Source organism: Natrinema halophilum, assembly GCF_013402815.2.
Taxonomy (GTDB): Archaea; Halobacteriota; Halobacteria; order Halobacteriales; family Natrialbaceae; genus Natrinema; species Natrinema halophilum.
In genome coordinates, this window is record NZ_CP058601.1 from 2,456,970 (window position 1) to 2,482,112 (window position 25,143).

Sequence of the window (25,143 nt, forward strand, 5' to 3'; positions counted from 1 at the left end):
GACAATCGAAACTCTACCCCAGATCGGACTCGCGCTGAACAGTCTCGCTGAAACCGCCGCACCGCTCGTGATCCTCGAACAGGGGCCGGCTGCAGCGATCGGCATCGGTCTCGCGGCAATCGGCGCGGGTTATGCGGAGCGAGGGATCGGGGCCTCCGTCGTCGGCGCACTCGCCGAGGACTCCATCTCCCCGGGTATCGGGATTCTGCTGACGGTCCTGCCCGAGACGCTCGTGATCTTCGCACTGGTCGCGCTCTTCGTCTAAAGCGTCCTATCGAACTTTCCTACAATGAGTCTGGATACAGTCGTTGAGGACATTCGAGAAGAGGCTCACGCGCGTGCGGAGAATATCCGTGCCGAGGGCGAAACGCGCGCCGAAGAGATCGAATCGGCCGCCCAGGAGGATGCAGAAGATATCGTCGCAGACGCCGAAGCGGCGGTCGATCGCGAAATCGAGCAACTGCGCGAACAGCGACTCTCCAGTGCGAAGCTGGAGGCGAAACAAAAGCGCCTGGAGGCACGCCGAGACGTACTCGGGGAAGTCCACGAGGCGGTCGAAGACGAACTCGCAGCACTCGAGGGGGACACCCGCGAAGCGCTCACCCGCGACCTGCTTGAGGCGGCGACGGAGGAGTTCGATGAGGGCGACGACGTCAACGTCTACGGCCGCGGCGACGACGAGGAATTGATCGACTCGATCCTCGCCGACTACGACGGTTACGAGTACGCTGGTGAGTACGACTGTCTCGGCGGCATCGTCGCCGAAAGCGAACAGTCCCGCGTCCGTATCAACAACACGTTCGACACCGTACTCGAGGACGTGTGGGAAGACAACCTCCGGGATATCAGCAATCGACTCTTCGAGCAATGAGTTCAGGTGCCTCGAATCCGGAATACGTGAACGCTCGCGTTCGCTCGCGTCAGGCGGCGATGTTGGCGGACGAGGACTACCGCAAGCTGATCCGGATGGGGCCGAGCGAGATCGCGCGGTTCATGGAGGAAACGGAGTACGAACGCGAGATCAACGAACTCGGAACGCGGTTTTCGGGCGTCGACCTGATCGAGTACGCGCTGAACCGCAACCTCGCGAAGCACTTCGACGACCTGCTGGACTGGGCGGAGGGCCGTCTCTACGACCTCATCGCGCGCTACCTCCGCAAGTTCGACGTTTGGAACGTAAAGACGATCATCCGCGGGATCTACACGGATTCGGATTCCGAAGCGATCCGGACGGACCTCATCCGAGCCGGCGAACTCGACGATCGGACGATCGACCGGCTGGTCGAAGTCGACTCGATCGAGGACGTGATCGAAATCCTCGGCGGCACGATCTTCGAAGCGCCGCTCGCGGACGCCTACGAGGAGTTCGAAGCTGTCGGGACGCTCGTCCCACTCGAAAATGCGTTGGACCGAGCGTTCTACGAGAACTTGCTCGAGGACCTCGGCCGACCACAGGAGGGGCCGGAAGCCACGTACGTCGAGTTCCTGCAAACCGAGATCGACTTTCGAAACGCGCGAAATGCCTTGCGACTCGCAAGAAGTGGTTCCGATCTCGACCCCGCAGCCTACTACATCGACGGTGGCGTCCTGTTCGACGAGTCCGAGTTGAATCGACTTGTCGGTCACTACGACGAACTCGTCGACCACATCGCAGAAAACAAACGTTACGGCGACCGACTGTCGGAGGCACTGGAGCGCCTTCGTGATGCTGACAGCCTTATACAGTTCGAACACGCACTAGACGCTGCGTTGCTCGAGTACGCGGACACGCTCTCGAGCATCTATCCGACTACCATTACCCCCGTTCTCTCGTACATCCTCGCGAAAGAGCGCGAGGTAGAGAACATCCGTGCAATCGCGCGGGGACGCGAGGTCGGACTCAGCGAAAGCGAGATCGAAGAGGAGCTGGTGATCCTATGAGCCAGGAAATCGCAGTCGTCGGCAGCCCGGAGTTTACGACCGGCTTCCGCCTCGCGGGAGTGAGACGGTTCGAAAACGTCCCGGACGACGAGAAAGAAGAACAACTAGACGACGCAGCGACAGCGGCCCTCGAAGACGAGGACGTCGGGATCGTCGTCATGCACGACGACGACCTCGAGTACCTGTCGCGCAACGTTCGCCAGGAGGTCGAAACGAGCGTCGAACCGGTCGTCGTCACCATCGGCAGCGGAACGGGTGGCGGCGGACTGCGCGACCAGATCAAACGTGCGATCGGTATCGACCTGATGGACGAAGACGAAAGCGAGTAATACTATGAGCCAGGCAGAAGACATCGAATCCGTCGACGAAGACGGTGTAATCGAAAGCGTGAGCGGTCCCGTCGTGACCGCCACGGACCTCGACGCCCGGATGAACGACGTCGTCTACGTCGGCGACGAAGGACTGATGGGCGAGGTCATCGAGATCGAAGGGAACCTGACCACGATTCAGGTCTACGAAGAAACGTCCGGCGTCGGCCCGGGCGAACCCGTCCAGAACACGGGCGAGCCCCTGAGCGTCGACCTCGGACCGGGCATGCTGGACTCCATCTACGACGGCGTCCAGCGGCCGCTCGACGTCTTAGAAGAGAAGATGGGGACGGCGTTTCTCGACCGCGGGGTCGACGCCCCCGGGATCGACCTCGAGAAGCTGTGGGAGTTTACCCCCGAGGTCGAGGAAGGCGACACCGTCGAACCCGGCGATGTCGTCGGGACGGTCGAGGAAACCATCACCATCGACCACAAGGTCATGGTGCCGCCGGACTACGAGGGCGGCGAGGTGACCAGCGTCGAGAGCGGCGAGTTCACGGTCGAGGAGACCGTCGTCGAACTCTCGAACGGCGAAGAAATCCAGATGCACCAGGAGTGGCCGGTCCGCGAGGCCCGACCCGCTGGCGATAAGGAGACGCCGACCGAGCCGCTGGTGACGGGTCAGCGAATTCAGGACGGTCTGTTCCCGCTTGCGAAAGGCGGGACGGCGGCGATTCCCGGCCCGTTCGGCTCGGGGAAGACCGTCACCCAGCAGCAACTCGCCAAGTGGTCCGACGCGGACATCGTCGTCTACATCGGCTGTGGCGAGCGCGGTAACGAGATGACCGAGGTCATCGAGGACTTCCCGGAACTGCCCGACCCGCAGACCGGGAACCCGCTGATGGCCCGGACGTGCCTCATCGCAAACACGTCGAACATGCCCGTTGCCGCCCGCGAATCCTGTATTTACACGGGAATCACGATCGCGGAGTACTACCGTGACATGGGCTACGACGTCGCACTGATGGCCGACTCAACCTCGCGATGGGCGGAGGCCATGCGGGAGATTTCGAGCCGACTCGAGGAGATGCCCGGCGAAGAAGGATACCCCGCATATCTGGCAGCCGCGCTTTCGGAGTTCTACGAGCGCGCCGGCAAGTTCCAGCTGATCAACGGCGGCGAAGGATCGATTTCGGTCGTCGGCGCTGTGTCGCCGCCGGGCGGTGACTTCTCCGAACCCGTCACCCAGAACACGCTGCGCATCGTCAAGACCTTCTGGGCGCTGGACGCCGACCTTGCGGAGCGTCGGCACTTCCCGGCGATCAACTGGAACGAGTCCTACTCGCTGTACAAGGACCAGCTCGATCCGTGGTGGGAGGAAAACGTCGAGAGTGACTGGCCAGAGGTTCGCCAGTGGGCCGTCGACGTCTTGGACGAGGAAGACGAACTACAGGAGATCGTCCAACTCGTCGGCAAGGACGCGCTGCCGGAAGACCAGCAGCTCACGCTCGAGGTCGCACGCTACCTGCGTGAAGCCTGGCTCCAGCAAAACGCACTCCACGACGTCGACACCTACTGCGAACCCGAAAAGACCTACCGGATGCTCCAGGCGATCCAGACGTTCAACGACGAGGCGTTCGAAGCGCTCGACGCCGGCGTCCCGGTCGAAGAGATTCAGGACGTCGACGCGGCGCCGCGGCTCAACCGGATGGGCACCGCCGAGGAGTGGAACGAGTTCATCGACGAGATCGAAAGCGACCTCGAAACGCAACTGCGCGCACTGTACTAACAATGAAAGAGTACCAGACTATCACGGAAATCAGCGGTCCGCTGGTGTTCGCCGAGGTCGACGAACCTGTCGGATACGACGAGATCGTCGAGATCGAGACACCACAGGGCGACACCCTGCGCGGACAGGTACTGGAATCGAGCGAGGGAATCGTCTCGATCCAGGTGTTCGAAGGCACTGGCGGGATCGACCGCAACGCCTCCGTTCGCTTCCTGGGCGAGACGATGAAGATGCCCGTCACCGAGGACCTGCTCGGACGGGTGCTTGACGGGTCCGGGAATCCAATCGACGGCGGCCCGGAAATCGTTCCCGACGAACGCCGCGACATCGTCGGCGAAGCGATCAACCCCTTCTCGCGTGAATACCCCGAGGAGTTCATCCAGACCGGCGTCTCCGCCATCGACGGCATGAACACGCTGGTCCGGGGCCAGAAGCTGCCGATCTTCTCCGGATCGGGGCTTCCCCACAACGAACTCGCACTACAGATCGCCCGACAGGCGACCGTTCCCGAAGAGGAAGAGGGCGAAGGCGAAGGCTCCGAGTTCGCAGTTATCTTCGGCGCGATGGGCATCACCGCAGAGGAGGCAAACGAGTTCATGGACGACTTCGAGCGCACCGGCGCACTCGAGCGCTCGGTCGTCTTCATGAACCTCGCGGACGACCCCGCAGTCGAGCGACAGGTCACCCCGCGACTCGCCCTGACCACGGCCGAGTATCTGGCCTTCGAGGAGGACTACCACGTGCTGGTCATCCTGACGGACATGACCAACTACTGTGAGGCGCTGCGAGAGATCGGTGCCGCACGCGAGGAGGTCCCGGGCCGCCGTGGCTACCCCGGATACATGTACACCGACCTGGCGCAGCTCTACGAGCGCGCGGGTCGAATCGAGGGCAAGGAGGGATCGGTCACGCAGATTCCGATCCTGACGATGCCCGGCGACGACGACACCCACCCGATTCCGGACCTGACCGGGTACATCACCGAAGGCCAGATCATGATGGACCGGGACCTGAACAGTCAGGGGATCGAACCCCCGATCAACGTCCTGCCCAGCCTCTCCCGGCTGATGGACGACGGGATCGGCGAGGGCCTGACTCGCGAAGACCACGGCGACGTCTCCGACCAGATGTACGCCGCCTACGCCGAGGGTGAGGACCTGCGCGACCTCGTGAACATCGTCGGCCGCGAGGCGCTGTCCGAACGCGACAACAAGTTCCTCGACTTCGCCGACCGCTTCGAGACCGAGTTCGTCCAGCAGGGCTACGACACCAACCGCTCGATCGACGAAACGCTCGAGGTCGGCTGGGATCTGCTGTCGGCGCTGCCGAAGACGGAGCTCAACCGGATCGACGAGGACCTCATCGAAGAGCACTACCGCGAAGAAGAAGGCGAGGCGGTCGAAGCGACTGCCGACGACTGAAGAAGGCGATCTTTTCTTGCCCGTATTTCGTTAGATGACCCGATCAGATGGGGAGTAACAGATGCGCTACCTACCATCTTCGTCGAAGGACGAAATACGATTCCGATACCGACGCTTCTGCGAGAAGAAGACACTCAGCCACGAGACTGGAACTCATATTCTCGCCTCCGAACTCAGGTGCGATGAAGTCCATACTATCTGAATTCGTTCCAAATTATCAGTTTCGGAGACATTCTCTGCGTGGGACTGATGAAAACCATCGTATGTCCCGCCCGCCAAGTGTGGTACGCATGCACAAACCACTGCTCGTGCCGGAGTTCTTGGACCGGGCGCGGACCCACTACGGCGACGACGAGGCGGTCGTGGCAACGACAGGCGAACGGTTCACCTACGAGGAACTCGGCGAACGCGCCGATCGGTTCTCGGCGGCGCTTCAGCAACGCGGCATCGAGAAAGGCGACCGCGTCGCCGTCCTCGACCCGAACACCCACTACCACCTCGAGGCGGCGTACGGAATCATGCAACTCGGTGCGATTCACACGCCGCTGAACTACCGATTGACTCCCGACGACTTCGAGTACATCCTGTCTGACGCGGGCGTGGATGCGATCTACGCGGACTACGAGTACGCCGAGAAGATCGAGGCGATCCGTGACGAGGTGCCGACGGAGACATTCGTCACGAATGATACTACCGAAGTAGACGGAGAATGGGAGAGTTTCGACGCCGTCCTCGAGGATGCGGGGACCGAGTACGACCGGCCGGTGATGAGCGAAGATGAGATCATCACGATCAACTACACCTCGGGGACGACGGGCGATCCGAAGGGGGTCTGTCGCACCCACCGGTGTGAAACGATCCACGCGTACCTGCTGGTCGGCCATCAGGAGATCACCGACGACGACGTCTACCTGTGGACGCTTCCGATGTTCCACGCGAACGGCTGGGGACACATCTTCGCGGTGACCGGAATCGGCGCGAAACACGTCTGCACGCGCGGGATCGATGCCGGAGAAATATTCGACGCAGTGCGATCGGAGGACGTCTCGTACATGTGCGGCGCACCGACGGTGTTGAACATGCTGGTCAATTACTACGAGGAGAACGAACCGGAGACGACCGGCGATAGGAGCGTTCGGCTCGCGACTGCCGGCAGCGCACCGCCGGAAGCGACCATCCGCACCGTCGAAGACGAATTCGGCTGGTACCTGAAACACGTCTACGGCGCGACCGAAACGGGGCCGCTGATCACCACCTCCGACGCTCGCCGACATTTCAACGACGACAGCGACGACCGATTCCGAATCAAAAAACGGCAGGGGCTTTCCTATCTTGGAACCGAAATCCGTGTCGTCGACGAAGATGGCACCGACGTTCCCCGCGACGACGAGACGCTCGGCGAGGTCGTCGTCCGCGGCAACCAGATCATGGAAAAGTACTGGGAGAAGCCCGAGGAGACCGAGGAAGCGTTTTCCGACCGCATCGAGGGCTACTACCACACGGGCGACCTCGCGACGATCGACGAACGCGGCATGATCGCCATCCAGGACCGAAAGAAAGACATCATCATCTCGGGCGGCGAAAACATCTCGAGCATCGAACTCGAGGACGCGCTGTTCGATCACCCGGAGGTGTCAGACGTGGCGGTGATCCCGGCCCCGAGCGACGAGTGGGGGGAAACGCCGAAGGCGTTCGTCGTCCCGGCAAGCGGCAATCCCGACGACCCGGGCGTGGCCGAAGGTGACCTCGAGGCGTTTACGCGAGAGAAGTTGGCGGGCTACAAGGTCGTCCACCGGGTCGAGTTCGTCGAGGAACTGCCGACGACCGCGACGGGAAAAGTCCAGAAGTACGAACTCCGTCAGGACGAGTGGGAAGACGAAGAGCGAATGGTCGGACAGGGGTAAGGACACCCCGAGCACGACGGGGCGAACTCGGTAGGGGGTCGTCGATTCAGAATCCCCCACCGGCCTTCCCCGCCACGGATCTCGGTAGTTTGAGACTGCGGGCTATCCCCGTCGAATCCGCGTCACCCACCGCAGACACGCGAGCGATCACCATTGAAATCGAGCGGGTGCGGCTTTATCCACCGCCCTCTTCGGCGAATTATTCGGCTACCGCACAATCGGGTTCCGTCGTATTCGACGTGTCCCGGCCGATCGCCAGCCAGAGGTCGTACGGGACAGGAGCGATACGAGCGCCACGACGACGAGCACGCTGGCCATCGCTTGTCGATCACCCGAGAGACGACGCATACGTATCTTGCTTTCCGTCGATGACGATATGATATGAGCAGAAGTGATCCCGGCTGACCGAAGTGCGACCACACGGAAACGGAAATCGACGAAATTTCGACGAGAGGAACGGTCTGTCGAAGGAGTTCGACGTTCAGAACCGGAATTTCATGGTCGTGAGATGTGCGAATTGCGGCTACTCGGAACTCTATAAAGGCCAGTTGTCGGGCAACATGGTCGATCTGTACTTGGGCCAGGGACGACCGCTCGAGCGAGCGTCGAACGCCAGCGATGGCCGAGTACGTCCACGGCAGCATCACTGACGTTGACAGGTAATCTGGGGATCGACGCAAACTGCAAATTCGATACCGAAGTCTCGGACGATCGACTGACGTTCGTATATAGACGACTGTATCTATCCAGTATATATGGTAGTTGAATTTTGTACAAATATAATAAATCTTTGCTGTGTCTTCCGAGTGCTGTCGTATGTCCGACCAGGGCACGACACGACGCGGAACGAACAGACGCGATGTCCTCGAGAAACTCAGCATCGGTTCCGTTACGGGCGGACTCGCCGCGGTACTCGGTCAACGCGACATCGTTCACCCGGTCGAAGCGCGGAGCGTCTCGGACCGGAGCGTCTTCGAATTCGACGAGACGGTCGATCCGAACGAGACGTTTCCACAGTCAGTAGCGAGCGGCGGACCGACGGAGAGCGGCGTTATTCTCTGGACTCGTCTCTCCACCGAAGCGGCAGATAGCGACCGTCCGATGGGCGTTCAGGTCGCGGCGGACGACGAATTCGAAGCCATCGTCTACGAGGGAACCGTTCCGGCCGAGCGGATCTCGAGCGCTCACGACAACACGGTCTCGGTCGACCTCGACGGACGGCTCGAGTCGAATCGATTCTACTTTTATCGGTTCATCTACGACGGAGTCGCGACGCGAACCGGCCGCTGCCGAACGCTCCCAGCTCCGGACGAAAGCCCAGACTCCCTGTCCGTTGCGGTACTGACCTGTCAGGACTATCAGAACGGGTACTACGGAGCGTACCACCACGTCGCGGCGGAAGACGTCGATTTCGTCGTGCACCTCGGCGATTTCGTGTACGAATCCGCCGACGGATCCTACACCGCGCCGAACGCGGGTATCGCGGATGGGCGTGACTTCGATCTCCCCAGCGGTGAACCGCTGGCGGAGTCGCTGGCCGATTTCCGGACGCTCTATCGAACCTATAAGCGGGACGAACTGCTGCAAGACGGGCTGGAACGACATACGTTCGTATACGGCTGGGACGATCACGAGGTCGGCAACAACCGATACTGGAACTACGAGACGGGTGCCCCCGTCCTCCCGGACAAAAACGGTGGTGGGCAGCCGAGCGTCGCGACGGAGTTTACCGCGAACGGCATTCAGGCCTGGATCGAATACACGCCGGTCCGCGTCGAATTCGACGGAAGTGAATCGACACTCCACGATCAACTCGAGTTATGGCGAACTGTCCGATTCGGAGACCTCCTGGATCTGGCGGTTACCGACGAACGTCTCTATCGCGACGGCCCACCCTGCGAAGACGGACGGCGGATCTTCTGCACGGACGAGGAGGCGCAGGGACGGACGATGCTCGGGAGCGAGCAGAAACGAGACTTCAAACGCTGGGTCAGCGAGTCGGACGCGATCTGGACGGTCTGGGCAAACGAGGTGCTGACGATGCCGCTGACGATCGGCGACGGATCGAATCAGGTCGAATTGTTCCTCGACTCCTGGGACGGGTTCCAACATGAGCGGAAGGAGCTCATGCAACACGTCGCCGATGCGGATCCGCAGAACTTCGTCGCGCTGACCGGCGACCTCCACGCCTCGCTGGCCGGATACGTGAAAAGCGGGTACGGCGAAATCGACCGGAACCAGACCGACGAACGCGTCGGTATCGAACTCATGACCCCCTCGGTGACGAGCGTCAACGCTGCCGACGTCGTCGACTTCCCCGGCGACTGGGACGAGGAAGCGCTCGCACACCTCGCTGAAAAAGAAAACGAGCAGCTGGAGTTCAGTAACTTCCACCGACACGGCTACGCCGTCGTCGAGTTTTCCCGAGACGAGTGCACCTTCACCGTGTACGAAGTCGACAAAGAGACGAACTCTCGAGATGCAGAACGGACGAAGCTCGTTCAGTATAGCAGCCCAGACGGCAGTACCGCACTCTACGAACGCGACACGCGATCGGACCGATAGGGACGGCTAAATTCGGTTCCGACCTCCGTGTTCGGTACCGGACCGTCTCCGAGAGTCTGACGGAACACGGATCGAACGCCTGCGAGCGAGGATGAAACGTGGAGCGGCCAACGAAAACTGTAAACAGTTATCCGACTGCGGCCGCTATCCCCCCACAAGATGGCCAACGACGTCAAGCCCACCCGCAAGAACTTGATGGCGATCGAAGATCGCATCGAGCTCTCCGAGCGGGGACACGGCACGCTCGAGAAGAAACGTGACGGGCTGATCATGGAGTTCATGGACATTCTGGACAAAGCCCAGGACGTCCGTGGCAACCTCGCTGACGACTACGAAGCGGCCCAGCAGAAGATCAACATGGCCCGGGCGATGGAGGGCGACGTCGCGGTCCGCGGTGCCGCGGCCGCACTCGAAGAACACCCCGAAATCACGACCGAATCGAAGAACATCATGGGCGTCGTCGTCCCGCAGATCGAATCCTCGCGGGTCACCAAGAGCCTCGACCAGCGCGGGTACGGGATTATGGGCACCTCTGCCCGAATCGACGAGGCCGCGGAGGCCTACGAAGATCTGCTGCAGAGCATCATCCTCGCCGCCGAGGTCGAAACGGCGATGAAGAAGATGCTCCGAGAGATCGAGACGACCAAACGTCGGGTCAACGCCCTCGAATTCAAGCTCCTGCCGGAACTCTACGAGAACCAGGAGTACATCGAGCAGAAACTCGAGGAACAGGAGCGCGAGGAGACGTTCCGACTGAAGAAGATCAAGGAGAAAAAGGAAGCTGAGGAGAAGGAAGCGCGAGAAACCGCGGACGAAACGGAGCCCGAGTCCGAAGACGAAACGGAACTGGAGCAAGCGACTGCGGACGACGACTGAGCCGACCGTCCGTCGAGGACTATCGCGGCCACAGCCGAGAACTGTCGCGGCCACAGCCGAGAACTGTCGCGGCCACAGCCGAGAATTGTCGCATCCACAGCTGAGGACACGTATGAACTGTTCCGAATGCGGTACGTCGACGATTTTGTTCTCCCTTCCCGACGAGTACCGCAAGTACTCGCCATCGGAGGCAGCGTTCGCTACGGTCTGCCCGCATTGTCTGTCCCTCGAACCTGCCCCGAATCCGGACTCGGTCTCGGAGAAAGGCATCGCTGCGAGTGAGGACGCGACCACGGGAAATTCGCCCGACTTCACACGGATCAGCGATGCGTTTCCGGCACACCCAGAGCGTGCGATACCGATGATACTCGCAATCGGACTGTGTTCGTCACTTGCGACGAACCGTACCGCAATCGAGTTGTTGCTCAAGGAGGTCGAACGCACCGGAACGGACCCGTTGCTCGTCTTTGATCGCCTCAGCGACGATCCGTCGGTCGATCCGGTGATCGATCTCGATCGACGGCAACATCAGCTCGAGCAACTGTTGTACTGACCCCTCGCACTATCGTCGGACTATGGGCCAGTCTCAACTGCAATCATGACGAAGACGAGTCGGTATCGAGGTACTGAGAGTTGATCGCTCGAAGGGGACGACGGATCAAGTGGAGAAAACGACGGTAGCTATTTTCCGGTCGGCCGAACGTTATCACTGACGGCCTGTTTGACTTGCAAAGCGGCGCTTGCGGCCAGGCCTCGGGCGACCTCATCGCGTTCGTCCGCGGTGATGACCTCTTCCGCCGCCGCTTCGTCCAGGTCTGGTGTGAAGCCGGCACTGACCGGGTGGCCGACCGGCGGGCGAACTGCAACGGTGACTTGCGGGCCGGTCAAACTGGTCGAGACGTCGGCGTCGACGATATATTCGTTCGGGAGGTACTCTCTCGTACGGGCGGCGATCCGCGAGACGTCGCGGTGAAGCAGTCGCCTCTGCGCACTCGAGAGGTCCGGAACGTCCGCCGCGGCACGCTGTCCTGCCCCAGTTTCGCCCGGTAGACCTGCGTACGGCGTATTTCCGTTCATGAGAAGTGTGTGCCCGTATCAATGGGCCGCCGGGTGAAAAGGGTTCGCCTTCGGACAATCTACAGGATCGGGTCGCTGTCGCCGTACACTGCCAGGACGACGGCCGTCGTGTACCGACCCGAATCGGCCTGTCGACTCTCGACGGCGACTCGCGGGTCCCCAAAGGTCCAGTCGCGAAGTTCCTGTCCGGCGGCCAGTCCCTCGCGAACTCGCCGTTCGACGTCGGCGCGATCCATCTCGCCGGCGGTCTCGTAGAACAACCCCGGCCCCCCGTCGGCGGACTGGGACCAGGCAAGCGCAGCGCTCACTCGGCCTGGACCGGCAGTGGTCGCTCGCGCCTCGACGACCGTCAATCGCTCACCGGCGGGACCGAGGTCCGGTGCGGTGCCGACGGCCTCGACAGCGGCCGCCGCCGGGATCACCGAGGAGACCGGGACGAGGTTATAGTTCTCGACACCGGCTTCGGCGAGGGCGGCGTCGTAGGAAGCCATCGCCGTGGGACCCGACGACGACCCCCAGACGACTCGAATCGTGCTCATACTCGTACTGGGGGATGGGCAGCGTAAGGCGTTGCGATCCGAAGCGAACCTAAAAGAGGGAGACCAAGAGACATCTCCGGTGGCTCAAACGACGGAGGAACGTAGTTATTGATAGAAGTAACCCGCAGACGAGATTACGTCGCTCGAGTCGTCGTTTTCGATCTTCTCTAACGCTTCGGCGAAGTCGCTATGTGTGACCGTATCGCGGTCGTTGCGGATGGCAAACATGCCGGCTTCGGTAGCGAGGCTCTCGATATCTGCGCCGGAGTAACCGTCGGTATCGGCGGCCAGCTCGGCGAAGTCGACATCGTCGGAAACGCTCATTCCGCGGGTGTGGATCTCGAGGATCTGTTCGCGGCCGTCGCAGTCGGGTTCGGGGACGTCGATGAGACGGTCGAACCGGCCGGGACGGAGGATCGCACGGTCGAGCATGTCGAATCGGTTGGTCGCGGCGATGATACGAATCTCGCCGCGGGCTTCGAAGCCGTCCATCTCGGAGAGTAGTTGCATCATCGTCCGCTGAACCTCGGCATCGCCGGAGGTCTTCGACTCGGTCCGGCGTGTGGCGATGGCGTCGATCTCGTCGATGAAGATGATAGCGGGTTCGCGTTCACGGGCCATCTCGAAGAGATCGCGAACGAGGCGAGATCCCTCGCCGATGAATTTGCGGACGAGTTCGGACCCGGCCATTTTGATGAACGTCGCATCGGTCTCGTTGGCGACGGCTTTCGCGAGCATCGTCTTGCCCGTCCCCGGCGGCCCGTAGAGGAGGACACCGCTGGGCGGGTCGATTCCAACTTCGTCGAACAGTTCGGGTTCGGCGAGCGGTTGCTCGACGGCCTCGCGAACTTCGCGAACTTGCTCGTCGATACCGCCGATGTCCGCGTAGGTAACTCCCGGCTTCTCGGTGATTTCCATTGACTGCGCGCGCGCGTCGGTCTCAGCGTTCAGCACCGTCTGAATCGCAAAGGAATCGTTGACGGCGACGCGGTCACCAGGTTCGACGCGGTCGACCATCCGGGAGGAGACTTCGGTCAGCACCTCCTGGTTGTTACCGTGTTGCTTGACGATGACCTCGTCGTCGTCGAGGACGTCCTCGACGGTGGCGATGTAAAGCGAGGAACTCTTCAGCGATTCGTTTTCTCGTTCGACGCGATCGACTTTCTCCCGAAGGCGCTGGCGGCGTTTCTCTGCGTCATCGAGCTGGGCAGTCAACTGCTCGTTGACCTCGACGAGGTCTTCGTAGTGCCCGCGAAGCGCCTCGAGCCGCTCGTCGTCGGGGAGATCTGAGTCTATATCGCGGTGAGGTCGGTCGGGAATAGACGGGCTTCGAGACATCCTGATATACGCCGTTAAGATATCGATAGTAAATGTGCCTTTGGGTCCCGGATGGTTTTTGATTGTCACGTTCGTACTCTGGCGTCTTGGACGAGTCGATATCGACTGCGCGCTCAGTCGACAGTGTGACGGTCGAATCGGGCGATAGCGTGACGGTACGATACTGTCGGGATGAGCGCACCACCAAGCAACAACGCACTACAGCCGAGGAGTTGGAGGTGGATGAGATCGACCGCCGCCAATCGTTCCGCGAGAGCCATTGACCACTCGGCGAGCGTCGCGAACGCGCCGCCGGTCACCGTTGCGAGTGATCGGAGCAACAGTGCCGGGAGGAGCACGAACGACCCGACGAGCACCGCGTGAGTCGATTCCGGGGCAACGACGAGCCCGGCGAGAGCCGCTCCGGGACCGATCGTGAGGACCCCCTGGAGTAAGACGGCACTCATCCGCGGTGGAATCACGTCCCGGCGCTGTTCGACCGAGTTACCACTAAATCGCGGAAACGCCATTCCGATCGCCGGCGTGATCGTCACGGCGACACAGGTGAGATAGCCAGCAACGACGATCAGGCCGAGCCGTTCGAAGAGCGTGGACGGAGAGATCAGCGTCGCGAGTCCGGTCACGAGTGTCACGATCGGGAGCCCAGTCGTCTCGATTGCGCTCATAGACCGCGATGGAGTCTGTCGGCTTCGATCGCCGAACTCTCGAGTGGGATGTGAATTTGTACGCCCCCAATATACACATAGTTGTTATAGGATATATTAACCGCGTTCGTCTGCGGTCAGATGGTGAGTTACGTCAACAACGACTCGAACTCGTCGAGGCGCTCACCGTAGGTCTCGAGCGCGCGGTCGATCGGGTCCGAGGTGCTCATGTCGACACCGGCGATTTGGAGGAGTTCCAGCGGGTACTCCCGGGACCCCCGCTGGAGGAAATCGAGGTAGTCATCGGCGGCCGGTTGACCGCGCTCGAGGACGTCGTCGACGATAGCAAGCGCCGCGGAGATACCGGTCGCGTACTGGTAGACGTAAAAGGCCCGGTAGAAGTGGGGGATGCGCATCCACTCGCGGGCGATCCGATCGTCGATCACGGCGGGTTCGTAATAGTCCTCCTTGAGGCCGCGATAGATGTCGTCCAGTCGGTCGGCCGTCAGCGGTTCGCCGTCTTCTTCGAGCCGGTGGGTTTCGTGTTCGAACTCGGCGAACAGCGTCTGTCGGTACAGCGTCGAGCGTACGCGCTCTAGGAATTCGTTGAGGACGTGTTTCCGGAACTCGGGGTCGTCGACGGTTTCGAGCAGTTGGTTGGTAAGCAACGCCTCGTTGACCGTGCTTGCAACCTCTGCGACGAAGATTTCGTAGCTCGAGTAGATGAACGGCTGTTCGTCTTTGGTGAGTTCGGAGTGCATCGAGTGGCCGAGTTCGTGGGACAGGGTATACATCGAGGAGATGTCGTGTTGGTAGTTCAGCAGAATGAACGGCTGGGTGTCGTAGGTGCCGCCTGAGTACGCACCCGACTGCTTTCCCGCGTTCTCGTAGACGTCGACCCACTGTGAATCGAGTCCGTCGGCGACTCGAGACTGGTACTCGTCACCCAGCGGTGCGAGCGCGTCGACGACGTATTCGGTCGCCTGATCGTACTCGAGATCTGGGCCTTCGTCGCCGGTCAGCGGCATGTAGAGGTCCCACATTCGGAGTTCGTCGACGTCTAACGCCTGGCGTTTGAGTTCGGCGTGATGATGAAGTTTTCCGAGATTGTCGTGGACGGTGTCGACGAGGGTGTCGTAAACTTCAGTGGGGACGTTCGGGCCATCGAGAGCGGCTTCGCGTGCAGTCTCGTAGTTTCGCGCTCGGGCAGTTTTGACGTCGGCTTTGACGCTGTTCTTGTAGGCCGATGCGACGGCGTTTCGGACGGATTCCCACTCGTCGAAGTAGGCCGCGTAGACGCGCTCGCGGAACTCGCGGTCGGGCCGTTTGAGCAAGTTGGTGAAGTTGCTCTGTGAGATTTCGACGGCTTCGCCCGATGAATCCTCGACGGTCGGGAACGCCATATCAGCGTTCGAGAGCATATTGTACACTTCTCCCGTCGCGCCCGTCACCTCGCTCAAGTCAGCAAGCAGCGCCTCGACCTCGGCCGACCGGGTGTGGGGTTTCATCCGGAGAACATCGTCGACGTAATGATCGTACGTCTCGAGCTGTGGCTCGGCGTCGATCATGGAGTCGAAGTCCTCACGGGACAGCTCCTGAATCTCCGGGTCGATGAAGGAGGCCGCAGACTGAGCGTCGGCTGCAAGCGACTGGGCGCGGGCAGTCAGCGCCTGATACTGCTGGTTCGTCGTATCCTCGTCGCGGCGCATGCGAGCGTACGCCGCGACCGTCGAGACTTCGCGCATGATTTCGTCGCGCAGTTCGAGCACGGTACGAAACGTCTCGGCATCGTCGGTGACCTGGCCCTCGTAGGCCTCGAGTTCGTCGACGCGCTCGGCGATGGCCTCGTAAGCGGACTCCCAGTCGTCGTCCGTCGCGTAGATGCTCTCGAGGTTCCAAGTATATTCCTCATCGACCTCGGAGCGGTCAGGAACGGAACTCATAGCGGCTGTTTAGAATTACACGAGGTAAAGCTTGCCGGACCAGACCAGCATACGACAGCGAGCGAAACCCCCGATCGAGCGAGATGGTGGTTCTAGCGTACTGGCTTTCCTGCCGAATCGCATCAGTTCCGACCACTGGTCGCTCCCTTGTGCGTACTGTCGGCCGGATATCCACTCGGATCGGCGGTTCAGATCGAAAACGGCGTGAGATCGGTCTCGAGAGCGGCACCTGCGCTACTTATTTTTAAATCTGCAACATAGTAAATTATTTCTAATCGGATGGTGATATATAACACGTGCCATAGTGTCCACGTTCCAGAGGGGACTGACTGACCGCGGTGGAGACGGATACCGCGAAAGGCTGTCGTCATGGAATCAGGCACGGTGTACGTAACGACTCATGTCAGAGGATTTCGCTAACCGATTTTCACGACGGAAGTACTGTCAGTCTCTCGGCATCGCAGGGGCGGCCGGGTTGATCGACCTAGCTGGGGTAGCAAGCGCAAGCAGTCACGAACAACGTGGGAACGGCGGCTATCGGACGTCACTCCCACCTGACGCGAGCGAACCGCAGGAAACAATCTGGACGACGAGCAACTTTGGGGACGACCCCGTCCCCACCAACGACTGGTGGTCGAGCCTCGTCTGGAACGCGTTCTCGGAGCGCGTATTCGCACAACCGCTGCTGGTTCGGGCACAGGAGACCGGTCTCGGAGTCGGCTATCCCACCGAGTGGGTCGACGGTTCGACGACGGTGATGGCCGCCGAGGAAGACCTGACGATCAGCCACGCTGAGACCAGCGGCTTCCAGGACGCCAGACTCGACGATCACGGCGACTGGTCGGTTGCGGCCCTGTTCGGCGACGGGACAGCGACGTCGCTCCGAACGCGGTTCGCACAGGGATCGCCGTTCGTCTTCTGTGAGTACGCCGGCGGGGGCACCGAAATCGCCTTCGAGTCAGTTCCAGAGATCTTCGCCGACGACGGAAACGTCCTCGGCGTAACCGTCAACGGGAACCACTACGGTCTCTTCGCGCCCGAGGGAACGACGTGGGTGGACGTCGAGTCGGCGACGATTTCCAACGACCTCGGAAACGGCGGCTACTGTACGGTCGCCCTGTTGCCACGCCCCGAATCCCTCGAGAGATACGAGAGGTACGCCTACAACGTCGTGACGGAAACGCGCGTCGAGTGGGAGTACGACCGCACGAACGCAACCGTCTCCACGACGTACCGCTTCGAAACTGACGAATTCCCGGAGAGCAACGCGACGGGAACGATCGCGGCGTTGCACCCGCACCAGTGGAAGTACAGCGAGGACCCTACGTTGAACGAGACCTACACCTCCCAGCGCGGCGAAATGCGACTCGTAACGGGGACGTCGTTCTCGACGACGTACGATTACGGGGGCATGCTGCCGTTCCTCCCCGACGAGGGGGAGTATACCCCCGACGAACTTCGAGGATACGTCGACGAGATCGAGGCGACGTTCCCGGCCGGGAACGATACCTACAACGCGGGCAAGGAGTTCGGTCGCCTAGTCGAGAGTCGTGCGCTCGCCGAGCAGGTCGGTATGGACGCGGCCGCTGACGAGTTGATTGGGGCGATACGAGATGGACTCGAGCGGTGGCTCCAGCCGGATTCGGACGAAGAGGTCTTTTACTACAACGACAACTGGAAGACCCTGCTCGGCTACCCCGAGAGTCACGGTTCGGCGAGTTCGCTCTCGGACCATCACTTCCACTACGGGTACTTCGTTCGCGCGGCCGCCGAGATCGCTCGGACGAACCCTGACTGGGCCGTCCCAGACGAGTGGGGAGAGATGATCGAGCACCTGATTCGCGACTACGCTAATCCGAGTCGGGAGGACTCGATGTACCCGTTCGCCAGGAACTTCAGCCCCTACTGCGGCCACTCGTGGGCCGAAGGTGGGGGCGCGGAATTCGCCGACGGAAACAATCAGGAGTCCTCCTCAGAGGCGTTAAACGCCTACTCGGCGATGATCCAGTGGGGCGAGTACACCGGCAACGATGAACTCCGCGATTTCGGGATTTACCTCTACACCACCGAGTTACACGCCGTCCACGAGTACTGGTTCGACGTCGACGACGAGAACCACCCGGACTCGTGGGATCACGACACCGCGGGGATGGTCTGGGGGAACGGATACGCCTACGCCACCTGGTGGACCGACGACGAAGAGGCGATCCACGGCATCAACTGGTTGCCGTTGAGCGGCTATTCGCTTCATCTCGGCTGGGACGCCGCCGGTCCAGCGACGAACTACGACGAACTCGTCGAGACCAGGGGGACCGATCAGTTCGACTACTGGCCGGATCTGATGTGGATGTATCGAGCGTTCTCCGATGCCGAGGACGCAGCCGAAAAGTTCGAGGCCAGAAAGAACTCCTACCAGGTGGAAGCGGGCGAAACGCGCGCACACACCTATCACTGGATTCACAACCTCCGCGCAATGGGGTCTCCGGACGGCACTGTGACGGCCGATACGCCGTTCTATCAGGTGTTCAGCGATGGAAGCGAACGAACCTACGTCGCGTACAACGCGAGCGATTCGTCGACGACGGTGACTTTCTCCGACGAAACAACCCTCACGGTTCCAGCGAACTCGATGGCAACCTCGTCGGGGGTCGATAACGGAGATGGCGATAGCAATAGCGGAGATGGTGCCGATACCGGAAACAGCGGCGACGGCGACCGCAACAACAGCGGTGACGGCAGGAACGATAGAGGCACCAACGGCAGGAATGGCAGCAACCACGACGACGGCACCGGCAGTGGAGGCAGTGACAACAGTGGAAATAGCAGTGAGAAAATCACAGTCGGAGAGCACGTCGCACAGGACTCCACCGGTGACGGCCGCTACAACGACATCACCGGCGACGGTGAAACCACTCACGAGGACGTCAACGCCTTCTTCGAGCACCTCGAATCGGACGACGTTCAGAGCAACCCCGAAAAGTTCGACTTCGACGGAGACGGTCAGGTCGGCTCCATGGACGTTCTCGAGTTGCTTCGACAGATCTGATCGGATGGGAACGATACCGAAAAACACCGCACACGAACCGAACGTTTTCGAAGAAGTGTGAGCCACGGCGGGGTGAAAATCGTTCGTCTGCGACTCGAGACCAGGGGCAACTGGTGTTGGAACTCGATCGTTCTAGGGCGGACTCGTTGCCGTACTCGCTGCTAGACGACGTGCGGTGCTCGCACGATGGTCACGACGGGGGTACTCCGTGAACTGGACACTGGTTCGGCGCTGATCCCGACGATGGGAGCGGCGATTCCGATAGTATATTCCGGAGCCACACCCGAACGCATCGACTCGATGTCGATCCCGCCTGTATCGAGTTGGGTTGCTCGGACGTTCGCCGGGGACGTGGTCGTCGGCGGTTGTAGCAGGCCTTCGGGTTCGCCGCGGCCTCGGTCACGAAGTTTACGATCGGTATGAGACACGCTGATCGCTACGTAGAACGGTTGGATCTGCCGATTTCGCTGGTAGCATCCACAGCGATCTCGATACTCGAGTCGGTGACCCCGGTCACTTCGCCGTCGATCGATGCGTGATGCGGGATGCCGATTCCGGTCGATGAGGCAGTCGCGACGACGTCACCGGCTTCGACGCGTTCGCCGGGAGCGACGGTGGGAGTCCCTGGCGCAACCGTCCCTTCGAGGTCCGAGTTCGTGATGAGGGGGATGCGAACGCGATCGGGTTCGACCGTCTCCGTCGGCTCGGTTTCCATCGGTCGAGCCGTCCAGTCAGTCGACTCGATGACGTCGATGCGGCCATCTCCGAGCGTGTTTTCCTCGACGGTCGCTTCGTCCAGCACCAGGAGACCGTTCGTGGCCTTGCGAACCCCGAATTCTTCCGCTGATCGCTCGATCTCGAAACACCAACCGGGGCCGCCGGTCGCGAGCATGGCATCCGACGGAAGTGTCTCTGGCGGGCGGCCAGCGGCCGACAAAAGCGCGCTCGCGGGCGTCCCGATCGGGACCTCGAGAAAGCGGTGTCGCGGGACGCCACCGTCGACGTGGACGTACGTATGCGTGACCGGCGTTTCCTCCGTCAGCGCTCGATAGATGTGTGTCATCGTTTCGGTATTCTGGACGAGCCAGCCGTGGTCCGTCGGAATGTCGCTGCCAATCACGGTGTCGGCGACGACGTTCAGGAGGACGGATTCCATCCCGTACTGATATCTGGGCTCGGTGTAGGCGAACACGACGCCGGATTCGGTCTCGATATCGACGGGAAGTTCGTCCGGCCGTACCACCGTCCCGCCGGTCGCGGCCTCGAGTTCGATCATGTACTCGTCTCGGTCGGTCCATTTGGCGCTTATGACTACGGCCTCGAAGACGTCCTCGAGCAGGGCGTCGAAGAGGGATGCGAGCTCGGCCGCACGCGTTTTGCCGAGCCACTTGTCGATGAAGTAGTTCGGCTCGCTCTCCTGGTGGTTTACCAGCAAATAATCCGTCGACCGCATCCGCTCCCACTTCGCGTAGGCCGGAAATCCGGCGCCGCCTGCACCTGCAACACCCGCGTTTCGAATTCGTTCGACGGCGTTTTCCCCGATCAATTGCCGATTTGACGGCCGCTCGGACAGAAGTGTCCCTCGTGCCATGACGGTTACAGCTACGAATCGGCGGCGATTACGAATTCTGCCGCACGCATGAGGCCATTTTTATACCATTGGGTGGAGATATGTGATAATATACCGAAAGAAGTCGACGTATTTCCCATTCCTTGCGAATTTTCGTACGAAACTGGTACCGAGTCGTCAGAGTGAGATCGAACGGAGCAAGGCGACTCAGCGTACACTGCACGATTCGAGCAGATCGGCGTCACGCGTGCTCCCAGCCGCCTCACCGCATGCCGTCTGATACCTGTCCGGCCACCCGGGCACCGGTTCGACGATCGATTCGACGACGTTCGAAGACGGCACGGGCGCCCGCGGCCGCCGCTTCGTCGACGGCGAACGTGAGATTCGGATAGTACACGTCGGTCAGCACGAGCGGTTCCGGCGGGGCGGGTTCGACCCCTTCGTGGCCCGGTACCGGATCGACTGCGAGGACGCGGTCGATTTTCTCGAGCGGTTCCTCGCCGATGGCGACGTCACGGGCCAGAGAAACGAGGCGACGGACGAGTTCTCGAGCGAACCCGCCCGCGCTGACGGTCACGGCGAGGTAGTCGTCGTCACGGGTCGCCTCGATCGAAGGCGAGCGTTCTGTATTGTGATCATCCGGCGTCAGGTTGTGGAAATCGTGGGACCCCGAAAGTGCATCGCAGGCCGTCCGAAACCGTTCGTCGTCGAACGGAGAATCGGCCGGTTCGGAAGCGGTCGGCACCCCCGTCGGGGCGTAGAGGTGATAGGTGTACTCCCGCCGGTCGGCGTGGTGAGTCGCGTGGAACCCCTGGGGCGCGTCGGCAGCCGCCCACGCCCGAACGTCGGCGGGGAGTTCAGCGTTGAGCGCCCGCGGTGTGAGCCAGGCGGGAGCCTCGAGGGCAATCGTCTGTGCGAGCGCGGAGACGCCCGCGTCGGTTCGGCCGGCGGCCGCGTAGCCGTCGGGTTTGTCGGCGTCGAGAGCACAGACCTCGAGCGCGCGAAGGGCGTCGAATATCGCGTCCTCGACGGTCGGGACATCGGGCTGGCGCTGGTACCCGTAGTAGTCAGTTCCGTCGTAGGCGACCCGGAACGCGCGAAGAGACATCGAATATCGGTTCTCAAATCGTTCCAGCGGGGCCAGCGGGTTATACTGTTCGCTGTGCTGGTGAGGATGGACCGGCGTTTCTTCGTCGTCCGACAGTTCTGGTCGACGATTATACAGGTGCGCTCGTGCGGTTATACTGCGAAAACGGGGCAGAGAACGGACTGTCGTGTGGAATCACCCAGCATCGGTCACGCAAAACCACCCATAGGTTCGCGCTTCGCGGTACCGATTCGGGCTTTGGCAGACAGCGAACGAAACGCGCGGGCCGGCAACCAATACTAGCTGTTGAAACGAGTTACGTACCGCTCGCACTGCTGCGACCGCCGAAGATTCGCTGGCCGCGAATCCGGGAGCGAGGCGTGCATTGACGTTCAATGACTACTCCATCAGGAATCGATCGAACTACCGGCAGGTGGGCTACAGGTCGTACTGAGCATGACAGCCGCCGACTCCCCTCGAAGGCCTCCTCGCAAACGGGATTCGGGGACTCGAAACGGATGAGAAACGGATGGCTGTCGACTGTACACGAAAGTGTATGCGGGTGACCGAGAGCGATAGCGAACTATTTCGAGACGCAACGGCACGCTCCCATCATATATCAACAGACCGTAAGGTATTACACACCTTACAAGGAACGTAGAGGTCGACGCATGCCCTCTATTCGGACGAATGGATTGACGAAACAATTCGGTGATGACACTATCGCGGTTGATAGTCTCGACCTGACGGTGGAATCCGGTGAAATATTTGGGTTCCTCGGTCCAAACGGAGCCGGGAAATCGACGACGATCAACATGTTGCTCGATTTCATCAGGCCGACGGACGGGTCCGCCCAGGTCCTCGGAATGGACGTCCAGAAGGACACCGCCGCGATCCGCGATCGCATCGGCGTCCTCCCGGAAGGGTACGAGTTCGACGAGTACCTGACCGGGCGCGAATACGTCGAATGGACTATCGAGACCAAAGCCGCTGAGGACGACCCCGACGAGATACTCGAGACTGTCGGCATCCGAGACGACGCAGCTCGGAAAGCTGCCAGCTATTCCACGGGGATGCAACAGCGTCTCGCCTTCGGGATGGCGCTGGTCGACGACCCCGACGTCCTCATCCTCGACGAACCCTCGGCGGGACTTGACCCGAACGGTATCCAACGGATGCGGTCGATAATTCGTGACCGAGCCGATGACGGAACGACCGTTTTCTTCTCGAGTCACCTCCTCTCGGAGGTAGAAGCGGTCTGTGATCGCGTCGGCGTCATGAACGACGGACAACTCGTCGCGATGGATACGATAGACGGTCTTCGAAAGAAGGCGGGTGGCCGTGCGAGCATCGAACTCAAGTGTGAGATGCAACCGGCAGCAGAAGAAATCGAGGCGTTAGACGCTGTCACAGAGGTGATCGTTGAAGAGACGACGCTGACAGCGTACTGTACGGACCCTTCGGTGAAGGCCGATGTGGTGAGGCGCGTCGATGAGCAGGCCAACGTCGTCGATATTCTCGTCGACGAGACATCACTCGAGGAACTTTTCAACCGGTATACAGGCGGTGGACGCGATGGAACGAGCACGGAGGGGTCGGACAGCACGTCCCGAGAGGCCTCCGTATGAGTGTGCTCGCCGTCACGAAGAAAGACTTCAAGGGAGCGCGACGGTCCCAGACGCTCTGGGCTGCGACCATCCTCCTCGGATTGATCGCCGTCTTACTCGGACACACGAGCAGCGGTCACAGACTAAGCGGGACGGAAATCGTTCAGAGCCAGTTCCAGACCATGACGCAGATTCTGGCTGTATTGCTGCCTATCGTCGCGCTGGCTGCGACGTACATGGCTATCGCTGGGGAACGCGAGGGTGGCGGGATCAAGTTCCTGCTATCCATGCCGAATACCCGACGGGACGTCTTCGCCGGAAAGCTCCTGAGTCGGTTCGCCATCGTCACATCGGGTGTGGTATTCATGTATATCGCTGCCGTGAGTGTTTCGCTGACAAAACACGGTGCGTTTCCCGTCGGTCTGATTCTCGGAACCCTGCTGATGACGATTATCTACGGGTCGGTGTTCGTTAGCATCGCCATCGCTATATCGGCGGCAGCAGCAACGCGTAGCCGCGCGATCGCCAATTCGCTTGTATCGTACTTCGTCCTCGTTATCCTCTACGTATTCCCCCTGATTCAGGTCAAAAATCTGGTTCGGGTGGTTCATACGGGCATACTCGGAATGGAGAGCAATCCCGACCTCTACAACGCCGTCCAGTACACGAGCCCGTACCTCGCGTATCGGAAATCGATAAACCTCGTGGTGCCCGACGGATTGGAACAACAACTGTTCCGGGATAGCGCCGCGAACGTCGATCAAAGCGCGACTGTACAGGCAGCTACCGCCGATCTCGATCTGCCGATATACCTGACCGACGAGTTCTCCATAGTCGTTCTGGCGTTCTGGCTCGTCGTCCCGCTGTTCGTCGGCTACTGGGCGTTTAATCGAGCTGATCTGGAGTGATACCAACGGATCGACGCACCCGGTTCGGGACGGTGCTCGTCGCCATCGCTATCCTCTTCTTTACAGTACCTGCTCTGTTCCCGGTCCAGGCGGTACTCACGCACGATACGACGGCCATCACCTTCGACGGCCGAGAAAAACTCGAGGAACAGGGCGTCACGATCGTCGAATACGAAAACCTCTCAGATCGAGGGCAGGAGCTGTACATACAGACCCTCGAGAACGGTGGGATGTACCGCGTCCCGACGGGAGAGGGTGCACCCGCCTTCGACTACATGACCGGTTCGGAACGGGCCGAGTTTCGGAAGGGGAATCCGGATACGCGGCCCGGCTACGTCGCTATCGAACGGCCCGAGAACGCCACCATTCCGACGGCAGATGAACCGTTCGATCGGGAGCCTCCCGCGCGAGACGAAGAGGCTGACAGGCACCGCGAGAAGGTGATGCGGTACGATATGATGGAGATCTCGAAGGGGCCACCACCGCTCGGCTCGACGCCGCAACTACTCCGTCTCGGGGTCTCGCTGCTCGCAGTCTTCTCGTTCGGTATCGGCGGATATCTGGTGTCCTCGAGGTGACAGATTGCGCGTCGAGCATACGG

The 25,143-nt window shown here is 61.0% G+C and carries 21 protein-coding genes and 1 pseudogene; 15 read left to right on the top strand and 7 right to left on the bottom strand.

Going from position 1 to position 25,143, the window contains the following annotated elements; translation table 11 throughout:
* Positions 1-22: 22 nt before the first annotated feature.
* From HYG82_RS32720 to HYG82_RS32770, 11 genes and pseudogenes are all read left to right on the top strand, one after another.
* Positions 23-265: a hypothetical protein gene (locus tag HYG82_RS32720; protein WP_425495423.1), complete on the top strand. Its 243-nt coding sequence runs from the start codon at positions 23-25 to the stop codon at positions 263-265.
* Between the two features lie 24 nt (positions 266-289).
* Positions 290-871: a V-type ATP synthase subunit E gene (locus HYG82_RS32725; protein ID WP_179261233.1), complete on the top strand. Its 582-nt coding sequence runs from the start codon at positions 290-292 to the stop codon at positions 869-871.
* On the top strand, positions 868-1,920 hold the full coding sequence (locus tag HYG82_RS32730; RefSeq protein ID WP_179261234.1) for a V-type ATP synthase subunit C: 1,053 nt from the start codon (positions 868-870) through the stop codon (positions 1,918-1,920). The genes HYG82_RS32725 and HYG82_RS32730 overlap by 4 nt, the downstream gene beginning before the upstream one ends.
* Positions 1,917-2,249: a V-type ATP synthase subunit F gene (locus HYG82_RS32735; RefSeq protein WP_179261235.1), complete on the top strand. Its 333-nt coding sequence runs from the start codon at positions 1,917-1,919 to the stop codon at positions 2,247-2,249. Before HYG82_RS32730 ends, HYG82_RS32735 begins: the two co-directional genes overlap by 4 nt.
* A 4-nt stretch (positions 2,250-2,253) precedes the next feature.
* Positions 2,254-4,017 carry an ATP synthase subunit A gene (locus HYG82_RS32740; protein WP_179261236.1) on the top strand — a complete coding sequence of 588 codons (1,764 nt, stop codon included), beginning with the start codon at positions 2,254-2,256 and terminating at the stop codon, positions 4,015-4,017.
* A 2-nt stretch (positions 4,018-4,019) separates the two neighbouring features.
* Positions 4,020-5,438 carry an ATP synthase subunit B gene (locus HYG82_RS32745; RefSeq protein WP_179261237.1) on the top strand — a complete coding sequence of 473 codons (1,419 nt, stop codon included), beginning with the start codon at positions 4,020-4,022 and terminating at the stop codon, positions 5,436-5,438.
* A gap of 290 nt (positions 5,439-5,728) precedes the next feature.
* Positions 5,729-7,342 carry a long-chain-fatty-acid--CoA ligase gene (locus HYG82_RS32750; RefSeq protein ID WP_179261238.1) on the top strand — a complete coding sequence of 538 codons (1,614 nt, stop codon included), beginning with the start codon at positions 5,729-5,731 and terminating at the stop codon, positions 7,340-7,342.
* A 432-nt stretch (positions 7,343-7,774) separates the two neighbouring features.
* Positions 7,775-7,923: pseudogene (locus tag HYG82_RS44485) on the top strand (zinc ribbon domain-containing protein); the annotation flags it as partial.
* A gap of 235 nt (positions 7,924-8,158) precedes the next feature.
* Positions 8,159-9,907, top strand: a complete 1,749-nt coding sequence (locus HYG82_RS32760) for an alkaline phosphatase D family protein (protein WP_179261239.1) — start codon at positions 8,159-8,161, stop codon at positions 9,905-9,907.
* A 159-nt stretch (positions 9,908-10,066) separates the two neighbouring features.
* Positions 10,067-10,783: a V-type ATP synthase subunit D gene (locus HYG82_RS32765; RefSeq protein ID WP_179261240.1), complete on the top strand. Its 717-nt coding sequence runs from the start codon at positions 10,067-10,069 to the stop codon at positions 10,781-10,783.
* A gap of 112 nt (positions 10,784-10,895) precedes the next feature.
* A complete protein-coding gene (locus tag HYG82_RS32770; RefSeq protein ID WP_179261241.1) occupies positions 10,896-11,336 on the top strand; it encodes a DUF6276 family protein in 441 nt (146 codons plus the stop codon).
* Positions 11,337-11,464: 128 nt separating this feature from the next.
* On the opposite strand, the gene HYG82_RS32775 is transcribed toward HYG82_RS32770, so the two are convergent.
* The 5 genes from HYG82_RS32775 to pepF form a co-directional block, all read right to left on the bottom strand.
* Positions 11,465-11,860: a DUF5811 family protein gene (locus HYG82_RS32775; RefSeq protein WP_179261242.1), complete on the bottom strand. Its 396-nt coding sequence runs from the start codon at positions 11,858-11,860 to the stop codon at positions 11,465-11,467.
* Positions 11,861-11,919: 59 nt separating this feature from the next.
* A complete protein-coding gene (locus tag HYG82_RS32780) occupies positions 11,920-12,399 on the bottom strand; it encodes a pyruvoyl-dependent arginine decarboxylase (RefSeq protein ID WP_179261243.1) in 480 nt (159 codons plus the stop codon).
* A 105-nt stretch (positions 12,400-12,504) separates the two neighbouring features.
* Positions 12,505-13,737, bottom strand: coding sequence for a proteasome-activating nucleotidase Pan2 (pan2, locus tag HYG82_RS32785; RefSeq protein ID WP_179261244.1), 1,233 nt, complete (start codon positions 13,735-13,737; stop codon positions 12,505-12,507).
* A gap of 113 nt (positions 13,738-13,850) precedes the next feature.
* A complete protein-coding gene (locus tag HYG82_RS32790; protein ID WP_179261245.1) occupies positions 13,851-14,402 on the bottom strand; it encodes a hypothetical protein in 552 nt (183 codons plus the stop codon).
* Positions 14,403-14,530: 128 nt separating this feature from the next.
* Positions 14,531-16,324, bottom strand: coding sequence for an oligoendopeptidase F (gene pepF / locus HYG82_RS32795; RefSeq protein WP_179261246.1), 1,794 nt, complete (start codon positions 16,322-16,324; stop codon positions 14,531-14,533).
* 400 nt (positions 16,325-16,724) lie between these two features.
* On the opposite strand from pepF, the gene HYG82_RS32800 reads away from it, so the two are divergent.
* Positions 16,725-19,370 carry a glycosyl hydrolase gene (locus HYG82_RS32800; RefSeq protein ID WP_179261247.1) on the top strand — a complete coding sequence of 882 codons (2,646 nt, stop codon included), beginning with the start codon at positions 16,725-16,727 and terminating at the stop codon, positions 19,368-19,370.
* A 436-nt stretch (positions 19,371-19,806) separates the two neighbouring features.
* Here the strand turns inward: HYG82_RS32800 and HYG82_RS32805 are convergent, their stop codons facing one another.
* Together HYG82_RS32805 and truA are read right to left on the bottom strand one after the other, a co-directional pair.
* Positions 19,807-20,961: an NADH dehydrogenase subunit gene (locus tag HYG82_RS32805; protein WP_179261248.1), complete on the bottom strand. Its 1,155-nt coding sequence runs from the start codon at positions 20,959-20,961 to the stop codon at positions 19,807-19,809.
* Positions 20,962-21,202: 241 nt separating this feature from the next.
* Positions 21,203-22,048, bottom strand: a complete 846-nt coding sequence (truA, locus tag HYG82_RS32810; protein ID WP_179261249.1) for a tRNA pseudouridine(38-40) synthase TruA — start codon at positions 22,046-22,048, stop codon at positions 21,203-21,205.
* Between the two features lie 650 nt (positions 22,049-22,698).
* Here truA and HYG82_RS32815 point away from each other — a divergent pair.
* The 3 genes from HYG82_RS32815 to HYG82_RS32825 are packed head-to-tail and all read left to right on the top strand — an operon-like array spanning position 22,699 to position 25,120.
* Entirely contained in the window at positions 22,699-23,655 is a 957-nt protein-coding gene (locus tag HYG82_RS32815; RefSeq protein WP_179261250.1) for an ABC transporter ATP-binding protein, read from the top strand.
* On the top strand, positions 23,652-24,542 hold the full coding sequence (locus tag HYG82_RS32820; protein WP_179261251.1) for an ABC transporter permease: 891 nt from the start codon (positions 23,652-23,654) through the stop codon (positions 24,540-24,542). Before HYG82_RS32815 ends, HYG82_RS32820 begins: the two co-directional genes overlap by 4 nt.
* Entirely contained in the window at positions 24,539-25,120 is a 582-nt protein-coding gene (locus HYG82_RS32825) for a hypothetical protein (protein WP_235217680.1), read from the top strand. Before HYG82_RS32820 ends, HYG82_RS32825 begins: the two co-directional genes overlap by 4 nt.
* The last annotated feature ends 23 nt before the right edge of the window (positions 25,121-25,143 follow it).